This window comes from Micromonospora sp. NPDC005254, assembly GCF_042872525.1.
GTDB lineage: Bacteria > Actinomycetota > Actinomycetes > Mycobacteriales > Micromonosporaceae > Micromonospora.
In genome coordinates, this window is the sequence record NZ_JBIAKM010000012.1 from 157969 (window position 1) to 174161 (window position 16193).

A 16193-nucleotide genomic window follows, 5' to 3' on the forward strand; every position below is an offset into this window, starting at 1 on the left:
CGGGCCGCGTCGTGCGTGGCGATCACCCCGGCGGTGGCCCACTGCCGCGCGCATTTGATGTGGTCCGGGTCGATCCGGTGGGTGTCTCCCAGCCCCGCCACCCGTTGCAGGGTCGCGGCGCTGACCGGGCAGGCGGCCTCGACGGTGGTGATCGGCGTGGCGGGCGCCGCGGTGCGGGTCGGTGACGGCACGCCGGGGTTGGTCGACGCCACGCCGGAGGCGGTCGTGGTGCCGGGGGTGGGTGACGGGCTGCCGGCCCCGGCCACCGGGCTGGGGTCGGCAGTGGCGCAGCCTGCCAGCCCCGCCAGGAGGGTGAGAGGCAGGAGCACGCGTGTGGTTGTCGGTTCATCGTTCCTCAAGGTCCGGTGCGAGCGGCGACATGCAGCCACACGTCCTCCGACCGAAGAGGTTGCGCCAGCCGCCAGGGCCGACGCCCGGATCGGACGGTCTCACCACCGGGCGGCTTCGGCGCGACGTCATCCGACGGGTGACGCCGCGCCGGACGGGAGGTCAGGTGCGGGAGCGGCGCAGCGCCAACCCGCCGAGGCCGAGGGCGGCCACCCCTACCACGAGGGCCACGTACGCACCGCCGCGTCCGTTGCCGGTGCCGATCCCGCCGTCCGAGGTCGCCACCACCAGCGCGCCGAGGGCGACGCCGATCAGCCCGGCCGCCAGGGCCACGGTGGCCCCGAGCAGCCCGCTGCCGGTGCCGACGCGGCTGGCGGGCCGGGCCAGGGCCAACGCGCCGACGATCACCCCCGCCAGGCCCAGCAGACCGCCCACGATCGCACCGAGTCGCCCGGCGCTCATGGTGGTGACGCTGGCCGCCAGCGGTGCGGACGAGGTGTACGCGGCGGCCGGCGCGGCCAGCCCGAATCCTCCGGCCACGGCGGACGCGGCAGCGGTGAGCACCAGTCGGGCCCGCGTCGGCCTTGCTGAGAGCAACATGTGCTTCTCCTTCGTCGTACGTCTCGTTGGTTGTCGTTCGATCCTGTCGCCGCTTCGACCGTCGGTCGTCCGGCAGCCGGAGGCATTCCGCGCTGCCGCCACCGGCGCAGGCGACTGCCGCGCACGGCGCGGATGGCGCCCGACTACCGCAGGTGCGGTAGGCGCCGGTCGTCCGCGCGCAGGAGTCGCCCGGGGCGTACCTCGGGCTAGGGTGCGCCCATGAGCACAGGGCGTGCCGGTGTCCAGGACTGGGCCATCGCCGTCGGCGTGGCGGCGGTGCTGCTGGTCGCCGGGCTGTCCGCGGACCACTCCACCCTCGACAGCGACCTGCTCGGTTATCCGCTGCTGGCGGCCAGCGGTCTGGCGCTGGCGGCGCGTCGTCGGTGGCCCGTCGCCGTCCTGGCCGTCACCGGGCTGTGCGCCGTGGGGTACCAGGCGGTCGGTTTCGACGTGCCGGCCGTCGCCTTCCTGTTCGCGGTCTACACCGGCGTGCGGGCCGGCCACCGTGTCGTCACGGTCGTCGCCGCCGTGCTGATGCTCGTCGCTCTGCCCCTCACGGCTCTCGCCCCGCCGCAGGACCTCCCGCTGGGCGAGGCGCTCGCACGGGCCCGGGGCGCGCTCGAGGTGGCGTGGCTGATCGCCGCAGGCGCCGCCGGTGAGGCGTTGCGGCAGGCCGAGCGGCGGGCCGACGAGGCCGAGCGCACCCGGGAGGAGACCGCGCGCCGCCGCGCCGACGAGGAGCGGCTGCACATCGCGCGGGAGCTGCACGATTCCCTCACCCACCAGATCTCGATCATCAAGGTGCAGGCCGAGGTGGCCGTCCACCTGGCCCGCCGACGCGGCGAGGCGGTGCCGGAGGCGCTGCTGGCGATCCGGGAGGCCGGCCGTGAGGCGAGCCGGGAGTTGCGCGCGACCCTGGAGGCCCTGCGGGACGACGGCAGGAACCCGCCGCGCGGCCTCGAACACCTGCCGGAGTTGGTGCAGCGGGCCCGGATGGCCGGGCTGGACGCGACGTTGACGGTCGAGGGCGAACGACAGGCCGTGCCGGCGGCGGTGGACCGGACGGCCTACCGGATCGTGCAGGAGTCCCTCACCAACGTCGCCCGGCACGCCGCCGCGGCCACGGCGTCGGTCCGCGTCGACTACCGTCCGGACGCCCTCGCGATCCGCGTCGACGACGACGGCACGGCCACGCTGGCCACCGTGCCAAAGCCCGGAGTCGGGCTGCTCGGGATGCGCGAACGGGTCACCGCCCTGGGCGGTCGCCTCCACGCGGCGCCGCGGGACGAGGGTGGCTTCACCGTCCACGCGGAACTTCCCGTCGGTCCGCCCGGATGATCCGCGTCCTGCTGGTCGACGACCAGGCGCTGCTGCGCAGCGGCTTCCGCGCGCTCCTCGACATCGAGGACGACATCGAGGTGGTGGCCGAGGCCGCCGACGGCCGGGAGGGGGTCGCCCTCGCCCGGCGTCACCTGCCCGACATCGCGCTCATCGACATCCAGATGCCGGTGCTGGACGGCATCGAGGCGACCCGGCTCATCGCCGCCGACCCGGCCCTGGCCGGGGTGCACGTCGTGATCCTGACCAACTACGGCCTCGACGAACACGTCTTTCACGCGCTGCGCGCCGGCGCCGCCGGCTTCCTCGTCAAGGACATCGAGCCGGAGGACTTCCTGCATGCCGTACGCGTCGCCGCGCGGGGTGACGCGCTGCTCGCGCCGTCGATCACCCGCCGGCTCATCGACCGGTACGTCGCCGAGCCGCGCCACCTGCGGGCCCCGACCGGCCTGCGGGAGTTGACCACCCGGGAACGCGAAGCCGTCGTCCTGGTCGCCCAGGGCCTGTCGAACGACGAGATCGCCACGCGGATGGTGATCAGCCCACTGACCGCCAAGACCCACATCAACCGGGCCATGGCCAAGCTGCACGCCCGCGACCGCGCCCAACTCGTGGTCGTCGCGTACGAGTCCGGCCTGGTGGCCCCGCGCCAGGACTGACCCTCGGCGGCTCGCCGCGGACCAGGGGCTGCGAGCGGGCTTGCCGCGCGGGGTCCGGTCCGGCGCGTGCCATGATTGCGCCCATGGGCAAGCAGCAGCACGTCGGCGGGGCCGACCGGGACAGCGGGTCGGGCACGGCGGCCGACCGTCCGACCGGTGATGGGGCGGACGCGCGGCTCGCCGTCGCACACGACCCCACAACGCCACAGATGACCCTCATCGACCTGGCGTCCGACGCGTCGGTCGCGGTCCGCAAGGCGGTCGCGGCCCGGCCGGACGCGCCCGCGCAGGCCCTGCGGTCGTTGACCCGCGACCATGATCGTCATGTCCGGGAGGCCGTGGCGCGCAATCCCGCGACCTCGGTCGGCAATCTCCTGCGTCTGGTCAAGGACGCGGACCGGTGGGTCCGCTGGGCCGTCGCCGGCAACCCGGCCTGCGACGAGTCGGTCCGCCGGGTGATGGCAGCCGCACCAGACAAGGAGCTTCGGGGCCTGCTCGCCGAGACCCGCGAGTTGGAGCCCGAGCTGGCGGCCCAGCTGGTCGACGACGTCTCACCCGAGGTGCGGGAACGACTCGCCACGCACACCCACGATCCGGACGTCATCGTCGCCCTGCTGGCCGACCGCACCGTCCGCGTCCGCAAGGGGCTCGCCCGCAACCCGCGGACCACCGCCGCGCAGCGCAGCGCCCTGGCCAGGGACCCGGCGGTCGACGTGCGGGCCGCGCTGGTCCGCGCGCTGGAGCTGGACGAGGAGGATCTGGCGGCCCTGGTCGACGACCGTTCGGTGCAGGTCCGGCTGGCGATGGCCACGTCGGAGATCATCCCGGCGCACGTCCGGCGGACGCTCGAAGGCGATCCCGACGACATGGTGGCCGCCGCGGCACGGGACTTCCGCCCCGGAGCCGGCAGCTCCCCGGTGGTGCGGGCTCCCCGCATCGGTTCCCGGCGCTCCGGCACCGGCCCGGGTCGCCCGGGCCGCGCCACGCGCTGAGGCCGGCTGCGTCCCGCGCTGAGGCCGGGTCGCGTCACCGTGCTGAGGCCGGCTCGCGCCGCGCGCTGAGGCTGGCTGCGCTACGCGCTGAGGCCGGCGGAGTTGCCGCGCGCTGAGGTCGGCCGGCCCTGCGGCGCCCGTCCGATCGAGCTACCGGCGGGACGCACCTGCCTGCGACGGGGAGGGCGGGGTGGCGTCGGAGCCGGTCGTGGACGGCGACGCCCCCTCGACCGGGAGGTCGCGGCCGGCGAGGCGGCGGAGAAGCTCCCGGATCTGGCGCTTGTCCGCGGCGGAGACCGTGTCGTCGAGCAACCGCCGGCGGATGCTGCCCATGTCCGCCTCGACCTCCGCCAGCACCCGGGGCGTCACGGCGGCGTTCGGCATCGCGAGCGGCCGGATCGCGGCGGCGATGGAGAGGTCGAGGGTGGCGCAGAGGCTGCGCACCTTCGCCAGCTCGGGGTAGCGCTGCCAGTCACCGGCGAGCCAGCGGAACAGCGTCGAGCGGCTGACGCCGGTGTGCTGCGCGATGTCGCCGACGGTCCAACCGTGCTCCTCGCGGGCGTCGTCGACGGCCTGGCGGACGAACTGCGCGAAGGCCATCTGAGGGGTCATGGGGTAGCTGTCCATCTCAGCCGTGCCCTCCCACCCGGAATCGCCTCGGTGTACCCGGCTCGATGGTCAGTTCTGCTTCCCCATTCCCGTGACGGCGGTACCCCTGATCGTCCACCAGCTTCTGTGGTGGCGCAGCGGTGGCCGGCACGACGGCTTACTCGTTCGAGGTGGGTCGGGTACTCAACTGCCGTTCGTCGCGGCGGAGCGGGCCGGGCCTCGGGTCACCGGATGACGGCGGACGGTCGGGGTCCGCTGCGCCCCGTCGTCCCGAACGTGTCCGCCTGTCCCGTTCACGGGCTGTGATGGACACCGCAGCACGACCGCTACGCCCCGTGATCTGGGTACCGTTCGTCGAATCAGGTACCGTCCCCTGTCACACCGTCTTCGCACCAACCTGGCTGCCCGTCACAGGGGAGCCGAACCGGAGGGACACTCGTGAGAGTCCGTAGCGCAGTCCGTCAGGCCGGCCTTGTCGCGGCGGTCGCCGCTCTGGCGTTGAGCGCGGGATGCGCCAAGAAGGATGACAGCGAGGTCCAGGCCAGCGGGGTCAAGCTGGTCGAGGCCGGCAAGCTGACCGTCTGCACCCACCTGCCGTACCCGCCGTTCCAGTCGAAGGACGCCAGCGGCAAGGTCACCGGGTTCGACGTCGACGTGATGGACCTCGTGGCCAAGGAGCTTGGCGTCGAGCAGACGATCATCGACACGCCGTTCGAGGGGATCAAGTCCGGTCAGGACCTGAACACCGGCAAGTGCGACGCGGCGGCCGCCGGCATGACCATCACCGCCGAACGCCAGAAGGTGATGAACTTCTCCGACCCGTACTTCGACGCGACGCAGGCGTTGCTGGTCAAGACCGGGAAGCCGTACAAGTCGCTCGACGACCTGCGGGGCAAGAAGCTTGGCGTCCAGGCGGCCACCACCGGTCGTGACTACGCCCGGAAGTTCGAGAAGGAGAAGGGCCTGCAGCTGGTCGAGTTCGAGGATCTCGCCGCCCTGCAGCAGGCCGTCGCCAACGGCCAGGTCGAGGCCGCCGTCAACGACCTGCCGGTGTGGACCGAGTACCTCCGCAAGAACCCGGGTGGGTTCGAGGTGACCGCCGAGTTCGACACCGGCGAGCAGTACGGGTTCTCGGTGAAGAAGGACGGCAACCCGGAACTGCTCAAGAAGATCAACGAGACGCTGGCCAAGGCCAAGCAGGACGGCTCGTACGACGCGATCTACTCCAAGTGGATCGGCAAGCGGCCGAGCGCCTGATCGAAGCTCAGTGGGGAAGGGCGCGCGCGACGCGCGCCCTTCCCGTCGGCACACTCCGGGAAGGCAACGAGCCAACGTGAAGCTGCGACGCCGCCAGCGGGAACGACTGTCCCTCGGCATCCAGTACCTGGTCTTCGTCGCGATCATCGCCGCGGTGCTCTTCGCCGCGGACTGGGGCAGGCTCAAGGACGCGTTCTTCCGCGTCGACATCATCGAGTCGATGTTCCCGACGATCATCACCGTGGCGCTGCGCAACACGATCCTCTACACGTTGGGCGCGTTCGCCTTCGGCCTCGTGTTCGGCACCGTCCTCGCCCTGATGCGGCTGTCCCGGGTGGCGCCGTACCGCTGGCTGGCGACCGCGTACATCGAGCTGTTCCGGGGTCTGCCAGCGCTGCTGATCCTCTTCCTCGTCGGGTACGGCATCCCCATCGCCTTCCCGGAGCGGGAGATTCCCGGCGGCGTGTTCGGCTCGATCGCGATCGGTCTCGGCCTCACCGCCGCCGCGTACATGGCCGAGACCATCCGGGCCGGCATCCAGGCCGTGCCGAAGGGGCAGATGGAGGCGGCCCGCACCCTCGGCATGTCGCACTTCACCGCCATGCGCACCATCGTCATTCCGCAGGCGTTCCGGATCGTCATCCCGCCGCTGACCAATGAGCTCATCCTGCTCACCAAGGACTCGTCGCTGGCCTACGTGCTGGGCGTGACGGCGCAGACCATCGAGGTCACCAAGTTCGGCCGGGACATGCTCAACGACCGGGTGAACGCCACGCCGCTGCTGGTGGCCGGCCTCGCCTACCTGGTCATCACCCTGCCCCTGTCCCAGGTGGTGCGCCGCCTCGAACTCCGCTACGCCAAGGCCCGGTGACCCGCATGACGACCACCCCGTCCCGTCCCGCCGTCGAGATCCGCGACCTGCACAAGTCCTTCGGGCCGCTCGAGGTGCTCAAGGGCATCGACTTCCAGGTCGGCCAGGGCGAGGTCGTCTGCGTCATCGGGCCGTCCGGCTCCGGCAAGTCGACGCTGCTGCGCTGCGTCGACCTGCTGGAGGAGCCGACCGCCGGCACGATCTGGGTGAACGGCGTCGAGATGACCGACCCGGACGTCGAGATCGACGCGGTACGCCGGGGCATCGGCATGGTGTTCCAGTCGTTCAACCTGTTTCCGCACCTGACCGTGCTGAACAACCTCACCATCGCCCAGCGGCGGGTGCTGCGGCGCGGTCGCGCCGAGGCCGAGCGGATCGCGCGGGCCAACCTGGAGCGTGTCGGCCTGACCGACAAGGCCGACGCGTTCCCGGCGCAGCTCTCCGGCGGGCAGCAGCAGCGGGCCGCGATCGCCCGGTCGCTGTCGATGGAGCCGAAGCTCATGCTCTTCGACGAGCCGACCTCGGCGCTCGACCCGGAGCTGGTCGGTGACGTGCTCACCGTCATGCGGGGGCTCGCCGAGGACGGCATGACGATGATGGTGGTCACCCACGAGATGGCGTTCGCCCGGGACGTGGCGGACCGGGTCGTGTTCATGGACGGTGGCGTCGTGGTCGAGCAGGGGCCGCCGCAGGAGGTGCTGGGCGCGCCGAAGCACGAGCGGACGCGCGCGTTCCTCGCCCGGGTCCTCGACCCGACCCGGGTGGAGCGGCTCGGTCAGCCTGACCAGTCGCCCGAGCCGCCCGAGGCGCCCGGCCTGCCGACGGACGGCCGGCACACCGTCTGAGCACTCCACATCGCCTGGTCAATCGACGTACGGCGTGATCTCGCGGTAATCTTCCTGCAATCAGACCTGTACTTTCGTCGATGGATTACATAAGTTGGGTGCATCCATCGAAAGTTCTGAGTCTTCCGAGCGAAGTCCGCGACGATCCTCACCTCAGTCGTGCTGCCGCCTTGTGCTCGGCGGTCGATGCACCCTGCCCTCGTCGCGTCTTCGCCCGGTCGGGAACGGAGACCCATGGACGATCACGCCGTTGGCTCCCATCGTCACCTGTCCCGCCGATCACTGATCGCCACCGGGGCGCTCGCCGCCGGGGCGCTGGGCGCGTCCGCGCCCACGCTCGGCGGCGCGTTCGGAGGCAGCCCGGCCCGGGCCGCCGCCGGAGTGACCAGGAAGGTCACCATCTACGCCGAGCAGTTGCCCGGCGGGCTGTTCGGGTACGGCCTCGCACCCGGGCAGGCCACCGTGCCGGGGCCCGTGCTGGAGATCTACGAGGGTGACACCCTGGAGATCACCCTGGTCAACACCACCACCCAGCGGCTGTCCATCCACCCGCACGGGGTGGACTACAGCACCGACTCGGACGGCAGCCCGTTCAACGACTCGTTCAACAACCCCGGCGAGACCCGGACGTACGTCTGGCGCTCCCACGAGATGGTGGCCGCGTCGGGTCGCCGGTACATGCCGGGCAGCGCCGGCTACTGGCACTACCACGATCACGCCATGGGCACCGACCACGGCACCGCCGGAGTCGCGAAGGGCCTGTACGGGGCGCTGATCGTCCGCCGCCGCGGCGACCTCCTGCCGGAGAAGCAGTTCACTGTCGTGTTCCACGACATGACGATCAACAACCGGATGGCCCCGGACACGCCGATGTTCGAGGCGAACCTGGGCCAGCGGGTGGAGTGGCTCGCCATCGGGCACGGCAACCTGTTCCATACCTTCCACCTGCACGCGCACCGCTGGGCGGACAACCGCACCGGAATGCTGGAGGGACCGGCCGACCCGAGCCTGGTCATCGACAACAAGGACCTCAACCCGGGCAGCTCGTTCGGGTTCCAGGTGCTCGCCGGGGAGGGCGTCGGACCCGGCGCGTGGATGTACCACTGCCACGTGCAGAACCACTCCGACGGCGGCATGGCCGGGATCTTCCTGGTGCGCAACGCCGACGGCAGCATGCCCCCCGGCGCCGAGGAGGCGATCCACCGGTTCCAGGGCCACACCCACACGCATGGAAGCTGACCGAAAGTGGGGACGGGGATGACCAGAGACGTACGACGAGCCCTCGCCGCGGTAGCGGCCTTCGCCACACTGATTCCGGCCACGGCCACGGCCACGGCGGCGACCGCCGCGCCGCGACCCGCGGCCGCCGCCCAGGCGGCCCAGCCGCCCAGAACAGCCGTGCTCGTGTTCCACGGGCCGGTGGCCGAACAACAGGACCCGGTGTCGCGTGCCGTGGACACCATCCGACAGCTTGCGGCCAGTCATGACATCGATGTCACGGCCACCACGGACCCGGCGGTCTTCACCACGACCGGGCTCTCGGCGTACCGCAGCGTGGTCTTTCTCTCCGCGACGGGCGCCGCGCTCAACCGCGACCAGGAGTCGGCGCTCCAGGGCTACATGAAGGCCGGCGGGGGTTTCGTCGGCATCGCCGACGCCGCCCGCGCGCAGGTCGACTCCACCTGGTTCACCGGCCTGATCGGCACCCGCCCGGCGGGCGCCATCCCGGTTGCCGAGCCGGTGGCCGCGGTGACCGCCAGCGGCGAGAACCCGCCGAGCGAGACCAAGGAGAAGCTGACCGACGGCGACGCCAACACCAAGTGGCTGGTCCGCACCCCGACCGCGTGGGTGGCGTACCAGCTGGCCGCACCGAAGCGGATCACCGGGTACGCGCTGACGTCGGCCAACGACTTCGTCGGGCGGGACCCGAAGGACTGGACCCTGCAGGGCTCCACGGACGGCCAGACCTGGTCCGATCTGGACCGGCGCACCAACCAGACCTTCGCGGAGCGGTTCCAGACCCGGCGGTTCGACATCGCCACGCCGCAGGAGTTCAGCCGCTACCGGCTGAACATCACCGCCAACAGCGGCGAGCCGCTGATCCAGCTCGCCGACCTGCGCCTGTTCACCGGGACGGCCACCGCGCCGCCGCCGACCCCCGTGAACCGGGCGGTGGTCGACATCCTGGACCGTAAACACCCGGCCACCGCGTCGCTGCCGCTGACCCTCACCCGGTCGGACCGCTGGGACAACTGGGACCCGAACCCGATCGGCGCGGTGCACACCCTCGCCCAGGTCGAGGAACGGCACTACGACCCGGGGCCGGGCGCCAACGGCCCGTTCCACCCGGTGTCCTGGTGCCGGGACTACGACGGCGGGCGGTCGTTCTACACCGGCATGGGCCACACCGAGGGCAGCTACGGCGAGGAGGCGTTCCGCACGCACCTGACCGGGGCGCTGAACTGGACCACCGGCCGCGTACGCGGCGACTGCCAGGCGACGATCGCCGCGAACTACAAGGTGGAGCGGCTCACCGCGGCCAATCAGACCGGGCAGCTGGACCAGATCGGCGAGCCGCACGGGCTCACCATCGCGCCGGACGGCACGGTCTTCTACGTCGGCAAGGCGGCCTGCCCCAGCGGCCCGATCGCGGACTGGAACGACCCGAACGTCGGCCTGGGCTGCGGCACCATCCACTCCTGGGACCCGCGGACCAGGCAGGTGAAGCTGCTCACCACCCTGCGGGTGATGGGCAACCGGGGCAGCGGCTCAGAGTTGGTGAAGAACGAGGAGGGCCTGCTCGGCATCGTGCCCGACCCGAAGTTCGCCGAGAACGGCTGGCTCTACGTCTACTGGATGCCACACGAGTCGATCGACCGGGTGAAACGGGTCGGGCAGCGCACCATCTCCCGCTTCACCTACGACCGGGCGGCCCAGACCATCGACCAGGGCACCCGCAAGGACCTGCTGCAGTTCCCGGTGCAGATCCACAGCTGCTGCCACGCCGGCGGCGGCATGGCGTTCGACGCGAAGGGCAACCTCTACGTCGGCTCCGGCGACAACAACTCCTCCGAGGGGTCGCAGGGCTACTCCGGCAACAACTGGACCCAGGAGTACCAGGGGATCTCGTTCCAGGACGCCCGCCGTACGTCGGGTAACACCAACGACCTCGCCGGAAAGATCATCCGGATCCACCCCGAGGCGGACGGCACGTACACCATCCCGGAGGGCAACCTCTTCCCGCCCGGCACCGAGAAGACCCGCCCGGAGATCTACGTAATGGGCGTGCGCAACATCGCCCGCCTCCAGATCGACCCGGAGCACCAGTGGCTGACCGCCGGCTGGGTCGGCCCGGACGCCGCCTCGCCCAGCCCCACGCTGGGCCCCGCCAAGTACGAGACCGCCACCATCATCACGTCGGCCGGCAACCAGGGCTGGCCGTACTGCATGGGCAACCGGCAGCCGTACCGGGACCGCAGCAGCACCGACGCGACAGTGCTGACCGGCTGGTACGACTGCGGCAACCTGAAGAATGAGTCACCGCGCAACACCGGGCTGGTGGACATCCCGGCGGCCCGGGACAACATGATCTGGTATTCGCCGGATGGCGGCGGCCCGGTCTTCCCGAAGCGCACCGACGGCAGCGGCCTCCCGACGTACGTCGCGGCCGACGCCACCTACACGCAGCCGTACCTGCGCGGCGGCGGGCAGGCCATCATGTCCGGTCCCACCTACCACCGCGACCGGGTCGATCCGAACAGCACTGTGGCGTGGCCGGCGTACTGGGACGAGAAGTGGTTCATCGGCGACGAGTCGAACGCCGCCAACCGGGTCGCGGTCACCGTCGATCCCGCCGGCGTGCCGACGGCCACCCCGCCGGTGTACGCCGAGTCGCTGCGGGCCATCATCCCCAGCGGCAACGGCGACACCCGGCTGCAGAGCTGGATGGACGCCAAGTTCGGCCCGGACGGCGCGCTCTACCTGCTCGACTACGGAGGCGGGTTCTTCAGCCTGCACCCCAACCAGAAGCTCATCCGGATCACCTACACCGGTGGCGCGCCCACCCCGGCACCGGCGGCGAACTCCGTCGCCGTGCAGAACAAGCCGTTGACGATCGCCTTCACCGGCTCCCGGTCCGGCGGCGTGAGCCACCGGTGGGAATTCGGCGACGGTGCCACGTCGACCGAGGCGGACCCCCGGCACACGTACGCCAAGGTCGGCACCTACACCGCGAAGCTCACCGTCACGTACGCCGACGGCGAGACGGCGACGGTGCAGACCACCGTCACGGCCGGCTGCGCGGTGCCGGACTCCCGGGGCACGGTGTGGCTCGGCGACACGGACACCGGTGTGCCCAGCCGCACGGTCGGGCAGGGGTGCACGATCAACGACCTGATCGACGACGAGAGCACCTGGCCCGACCACAACGCCTTCGTCCGGCACGTGAGCGCGGTGACCCGTGCGTTGCAGGACGACGGCCTGCTCAACGCCCGCGAATCGGGCACGCTCACCCGCCTGGCCGCCGCGTCCGAGATCGGCCGGGACGGGCGCACCGGATACGAGCCGCTCTACGACGGCACCGCCGAGTCGCTGCGCGGTTGGCAGCAGGCGCCGACGGGATCGTTCAGCATCCAGCCGGACGGGGCACTGCGTTCCAGCGGCGGCCTCGGCATGCTCTGGCACACCAAGGAGTTGGCGGACTTCTCGCTCAAGGTGCAGTTCCGCGACATCGCACCGGGCACCGGCCGCGCCAACACCGGCGTCTTCATCCGCTTCCCGGATCTGCGAACCCCGCTGGAACAGCGGCCACCGGGCAGCTGCGGCACGGTCGGGTCGGCCCGGACCTCGCCGGCCTGGATGGCGATCTACTGCGGACACGAGATCCAGATCTACGACGGGGAGACCGGCGAGCCGCAGAAGACCGGTTCGGTCTACAACTTCGACCCGGTGCCGCTCGCCCAGGCCGGCGTCACGCCGAAGAACGTGTGGAACGACTACGAGATCCGGGCGGTCGGGCAGCACTACACGATGATCCGCAACGGCGTGGTGATCAACGAGTTCGACAACACGCCGGGCAAGCAGTCGTCGCGGGCCGGCGACCCGCCGACCGACCTGCGGCAGTTCCTGTCCGGCTTCATCGGCCTGCAGAACCACGGTGACAACGACCTGACCGAGTTCCGCAACATCCGCGTGCGGGAACTCTAGGAGAGACGATGATCCGACGACTCACGGCCGCGCTGGCGGCGCTCCTGCTCACGGTCACGCCGTTGGCCGCGCCACCCGCCTCCGCCGCCCCGCGCGCCGCCGCGGACCAGGTGCTGACCTGGACCGCCGACGACAACATCACCCGCTACAAGTCCGTGCCCACCCAGGCGGTGGCCGGCGCGGCGACGATCATCTGGGAGAACAGCGCGGCCACCGGCAACACGACCGGAATGCCGCACACCCTGACCTTCGACACCAGCACCGAGGGCTACAACCACGACGTCACAGTCAACATCCTGGCCAGCCCGTTCGACGCCAACGACGGCCGCCACCAGGCGACCGTCACGCTGACCCCGGGCCGGTACCGCTACTTCTGCTCGATCCCCGGCCACAGCCAGATGGTCGGCGAACTGGTCGTCACCGACGGCGGGGGAGGCGGCGACACCACGCCGCCGACCGTCACCGCCGCCGTGTCGGGCGACCGTGACGGCGACGGCAACTACGTCGGCGCGGCGACGGTGACCGTCACGGCCACCGACGCGGGCTCGGGTGTGGACACAGTCGAGTACCAGGTCGACGACACCAGCTTCCAGCCGTACACCGCGCCGGTGCGGGTCACCGCGGTCGGCGACCACTCGGTGCAGTTTCGCGCCACCGACCAGGCCGGTAACACCAGCGCGGTCGGATCGGTGTCGTTCCGGGTCGTCGAGCCGACCGAGGAGGACACCACCGCGCCGGTGGTCACGGCCGCGCTGGCCGGCGACCGCGACGGCGACGGCAACTACGTCGGTACGGCCACCGCCACGCTGACCGCCACCGACACCGAATCGGGGGTCGCCACCATCGAGTACGCCCTCGACGGCGCGGCCTTCACCGCGTACACGAACCCGATCGTGGTGACCGCGGCCGGGATGCACATGCTGCACTTCCGGGCGACCGACGTCGCCGGCAACACCTCGGCGGAGCAGATGGCCCACTTCACCGTCGTCGCCCCGCCGGAGGAGGACGACACCCCGCCCACGGTGGCCGCCACGGTCACCGGCGAGCGGGACGCCGACGGCGCCTACGTCGGCGCGGCGACCGTCACCGTCACCGCGACCGACGCCGGCTCGGGCGTGGCGTCGGTCGAGTACGCGCTCGACACCGGCGGTTGGACCGCATACGCCGGCCCGGTCACCGTCCGCACGCCCGGCGCGCACACCCTGCGCTACCGGGCGACCGACACCGCGGGGAACGCCGCCGCCGAGCAGTCCACCACGTTCACTGTGGTGGCCGACGGCACCGACGCCTGCCCCGCGTCCGACACCCGGGCCACGGTGATCATCGACGGTGACGACACCGGCGTGGCCAACGCCGACACCGGCGACGGCTGCACCATCAACGATCTGATCGACGAACACGCCGACTACCCCGGCCACGCCGACTTCGTCCGGCACGTCGAGGCGGTCACCACCGCTCTCGTGACCGCCGGAACGCTGACCAAGCGGCAGCAGGGCGCCATCGTCCGGGCCGCGGCCCGATCGGACGTCGGCGCATGAGCACCCGAATCTCACCGACAGGGAGTACCACGATGCCCGGACGTACCGTCGCCAAGCTGGCCACCGTGACCGCCGTTATCGCCGCCTCGGTGCTGGCCGTGGCGCCCACCGCCCACGCCGACCTGGTCACCCACTGCATCGGCACCGGCGGTGCGGTGACCGTGCCCAACGACCTGCTCGTTCCGGCCGGTGAGTCATGTGCGCTGACCGGCACCACGATCACCGGCAACGTCACCGTCGCCGCCGGCGCCAACCTGGTGGTCACCGGTGGTCGGGTCAGCGGTGAGGTACGCGTCGCCGCCGACGGCTACCTCGACGCCACTGAGACGAGCGTCGACGGCCAGGTGGTGCTGGCCGCCGGCGGGTACGGCGTCTTTCTGAAGGATGCCCAGACCGGTGCGGTGACCGTCCGGCCAAAGGGCTCGGCCACCATCGACAGTTTCCTGTTCGCCGAGGCGGCGACGATCGCCGGGAACGTCACCGTTGGCGCCGGTGAGGTCCGGCTCGACAGGGGCACCCAGGTGACGCGCAACGTCAGCAGCACCGGCACCTACTACACCGACGTGCACGACTCGTTCGTCGACGGCACCCTGTCGGTGCTCAACAGCGCCACCGGCAGTGTCGTGTGCGGCAGCGCGGTCCGGGGTCGGGCCACGTTCGCCGGCAACCTCGGCGGCGTCCAGCTCGGCCCGAACGGGAGCCTGGACAGCTGCGCCTCCGGCGGCTACTGGGGCGCGGACGTCAGCGTCACCACCACCACCGGTGGCGTCACGGTCGACGACAACATCATCAACGGCCAGTTGACGGTGACGGGCAACAACCCGGCCGCGCAGGTGGCCGCGAACAACCGCATCCGGGGCGGCGTGACGGGCGAGCAGGCCGCGCCGACCGCCAACCGGGCGGCCCGGATGGCCGCCCCCGACCGGGAGGACGCGGGCGACGAGCGCGCCGAGGTCCGTCGTACCTCGGCGGTGCAGGAGGCCACCGCGGCCGGCGACGCCCGGCTCTAGGGGATCGACGCCCGCGGGCGTCGGGTCGGACGGCACACCGCGTCCGACCCGACCCCGCGGGTCACCGGGTGAGCGCCCGCGCCCTACCCCGCCCGCTGCGCCCCGATCGCCGTCGGGAGCCCGCTGCGGCCCCGGACGCCGAGCTTGACGTACGCCCGCTGAAGGTGGTTCTCCACCGTCCGCACCGACAACACCAGCTTGGCCGCGATCGCGGCATTGTCGTGCCCGGCCGAGGCCAGTTCGCAGATCTGTCGCTCCCGGGGAGTGAGCCCGTCCCGGTCCGACGGCCGAGGGCTCAACGGGGGCCAGTATCCGCCGCACCGCTCCCGCAGCAGGTCCGCGCGCCGGGCCAGCAGGTTGGCCCCGGCGCTGGTCGCCTCGACGGTGGCACGCCCTCTCGGCGGCGACCACGGCCTCCAGCCCGAGCGTCAGGTAGCCGCTGGCCTCCAGGGCGCTGCCGACGCGTTCCAGCGCGGCCGGGTCGTCGGCGGCGAGCGCGTGGGCGTACTCGGACCACAGCGCGAACAGTGGACTGTCACAGTCGGCGGTGACCGTGCACAGCCGCTCGGCGGTCGCGGTGCCGGGCTCCAGGCGAGACAGCAGGTGCAGGCACTCGACCGTGACCGTCGTCGCCTGCCCGGCACGCCCCTGCAACTCCCGCAGCGTCGCGACGGCCGTCGCCGGGTGGCCCTGCGCGGCGGTCAGCCAGGCCGCGGTCAACTCGGCGTCGATGGCCACCAGCCCGCCGCCGTGCGGGCCGTCGCCGTCGGTGCGATCGTCGAAGAGCTGCCGCAACAACCTCCCGCTCTCCGCCAGCTCACCCAACTGCGCCGCCACGTACGCGTTCGCCGACAGCACGTAGTCGCGGATCGGGAACAGCGTACGGTCGGCGGTGAGGGTCCGCGCCTCGTGCAGCCAGCG

The 16193-nt window shown here is 71.8% G+C and carries 13 protein-coding genes and 1 pseudogene; 11 read left to right on the top strand and 3 right to left on the bottom strand.

Going from position 1 to position 16193, the window contains the following annotated elements:
- Positions 1-510: 510 nt before the first annotated feature.
- Positions 511-948, bottom strand: coding sequence for a DUF6223 family protein (locus ACFYPR_RS30095; protein WP_355065985.1), 438 nt, complete (start codon positions 946-948; stop codon positions 511-513).
- 219 nt (positions 949-1167) lie between these two features.
- Here ACFYPR_RS30095 and ACFYPR_RS30100 point away from each other — a divergent pair, with 219 nt between their 5' ends.
- From ACFYPR_RS30100 to ACFYPR_RS30110, 3 genes are all read left to right on the top strand, one after another.
- Positions 1168-2286, top strand: a complete 1119-nt coding sequence (locus tag ACFYPR_RS30100) for a sensor histidine kinase (protein WP_387263882.1) — start codon at positions 1168-1170, stop codon at positions 2284-2286.
- Positions 2283-2945 carry a response regulator transcription factor gene (locus tag ACFYPR_RS30105; protein ID WP_355065988.1) on the top strand — a complete coding sequence of 221 codons (663 nt, stop codon included), beginning with the start codon at positions 2283-2285 and terminating at the stop codon, positions 2943-2945. The genes ACFYPR_RS30100 and ACFYPR_RS30105 overlap by 4 nt, the downstream gene beginning before the upstream one ends.
- A gap of 83 nt (positions 2946-3028) precedes the next feature.
- On the top strand, positions 3029-3937 hold the full coding sequence (locus tag ACFYPR_RS30110) for a hypothetical protein (protein ID WP_387263884.1): 909 nt from the start codon (positions 3029-3031) through the stop codon (positions 3935-3937).
- Positions 3938-4171: 234 nt separating this feature from the next.
- Here the strand turns inward: ACFYPR_RS30110 and ACFYPR_RS30115 are convergent.
- Positions 4172-4564: pseudogene (locus ACFYPR_RS30115) on the bottom strand (multiprotein-bridging factor 1 family protein); the annotation flags it as partial.
- Between the two features lie 420 nt (positions 4565-4984).
- Here ACFYPR_RS30115 and ACFYPR_RS30120 point away from each other — a divergent pair.
- The 7 genes from ACFYPR_RS30120 (at position 4985) to ACFYPR_RS30150 (ending at position 15272) form a co-directional block, all read left to right on the top strand.
- Positions 4985-5803 (top strand): basic amino acid ABC transporter substrate-binding protein, encoded by an 819-nt coding sequence (locus ACFYPR_RS30120; protein ID WP_354862520.1) that lies wholly within the window; start codon positions 4985-4987, stop codon positions 5801-5803.
- A 76-nt stretch (positions 5804-5879) separates the two neighbouring features.
- Positions 5880-6674: an amino acid ABC transporter permease gene (locus ACFYPR_RS30125; RefSeq protein ID WP_354862518.1), complete on the top strand. Its 795-nt coding sequence runs from the start codon at positions 5880-5882 to the stop codon at positions 6672-6674.
- A gap of 5 nt (positions 6675-6679) precedes the next feature.
- Complete coding sequence (locus ACFYPR_RS30130; RefSeq protein WP_387263886.1) at positions 6680-7519, top strand: amino acid ABC transporter ATP-binding protein; 840 nt, start codon at positions 6680-6682, stop codon at positions 7517-7519.
- A gap of 234 nt (positions 7520-7753) precedes the next feature.
- A complete protein-coding gene (locus ACFYPR_RS30135; protein ID WP_387263889.1) occupies positions 7754-8758 on the top strand; it encodes a multicopper oxidase domain-containing protein in 1005 nt (334 codons plus the stop codon).
- Between the two features lie 18 nt (positions 8759-8776).
- Positions 8777-12724: a ThuA domain-containing protein gene (locus ACFYPR_RS30140; protein WP_387263892.1), complete on the top strand. Its 3948-nt coding sequence runs from the start codon at positions 8777-8779 to the stop codon at positions 12722-12724.
- Positions 12725-12732: 8 nt separating this feature from the next.
- Positions 12733-14262 carry an OmpL47-type beta-barrel domain-containing protein gene (locus tag ACFYPR_RS30145; RefSeq protein WP_387263895.1) on the top strand — a complete coding sequence of 510 codons (1530 nt, stop codon included), beginning with the start codon at positions 12733-12735 and terminating at the stop codon, positions 14260-14262.
- A gap of 32 nt (positions 14263-14294) precedes the next feature.
- On the top strand, positions 14295-15272 hold the full coding sequence (locus ACFYPR_RS30150) for a hypothetical protein (RefSeq protein ID WP_387263897.1): 978 nt from the start codon (positions 14295-14297) through the stop codon (positions 15270-15272).
- Positions 15273-15355: 83 nt separating this feature from the next.
- On the opposite strand, the gene ACFYPR_RS30155 is transcribed toward ACFYPR_RS30150, so the two are convergent.
- Positions 15356-15571, bottom strand: a complete 216-nt coding sequence (locus ACFYPR_RS30155) for a helix-turn-helix transcriptional regulator (protein WP_387263900.1) — start codon at positions 15569-15571, stop codon at positions 15356-15358.
- Between the two features lie 320 nt (positions 15572-15891).
- On the opposite strand from ACFYPR_RS30155, the gene ACFYPR_RS30160 reads away from it, so the two are divergent.
- Positions 15892-16134, top strand: coding sequence for a hypothetical protein (locus ACFYPR_RS30160; RefSeq protein ID WP_387263901.1), 243 nt, complete (start codon positions 15892-15894; stop codon positions 16132-16134).
- Positions 16135-16193: the final 59 nt, after the last annotated feature.

Bases quoted from the DNA above. Each gene is read 5' to 3' on its own strand.
- ACFYPR_RS30105 (WP_355065988.1), top strand. From the start codon at position 2,283: ATGATCCGCGTCCTGCTGGTCGACGACCAGGCGCTGCTGCGCAGCGGC.
- ACFYPR_RS30110 (WP_387263884.1), top strand. From the start codon at position 3,029: ATGGGCAAGCAGCAGCACGTCGGCGGGGCCGACCGGGACAGCGGGTCG.
- ACFYPR_RS30140 (WP_387263892.1), top strand. From the start codon at position 8,777: ATGACCAGAGACGTACGACGAGCCCTCGCCGCGGTAGCGGCCTTCGCC.
- ACFYPR_RS30150 (WP_387263897.1), top strand. From the start codon at position 14,295: ATGCCCGGACGTACCGTCGCCAAGCTGGCCACCGTGACCGCCGTTATC.
- ACFYPR_RS30130 (WP_387263886.1), top strand. From the start codon at position 6,680: ATGACGACCACCCCGTCCCGTCCCGCCGTCGAGATCCGCGACCTGCAC.
- ACFYPR_RS30095 (WP_355065985.1), bottom strand. From the start codon at position 948: ATGTTGCTCTCAGCAAGGCCGACGCGGGCCCGACTGGTGCTCACCGCT.
- ACFYPR_RS30100 (WP_387263882.1), top strand. From the start codon at position 1,168: ATGAGCACAGGGCGTGCCGGTGTCCAGGACTGGGCCATCGCCGTCGGC.
- ACFYPR_RS30145 (WP_387263895.1), top strand. From the start codon at position 12,733: ATGATCCGACGACTCACGGCCGCGCTGGCGGCGCTCCTGCTCACGGTC.
- ACFYPR_RS30135 (WP_387263889.1), top strand. From the start codon at position 7,754: ATGGACGATCACGCCGTTGGCTCCCATCGTCACCTGTCCCGCCGATCA.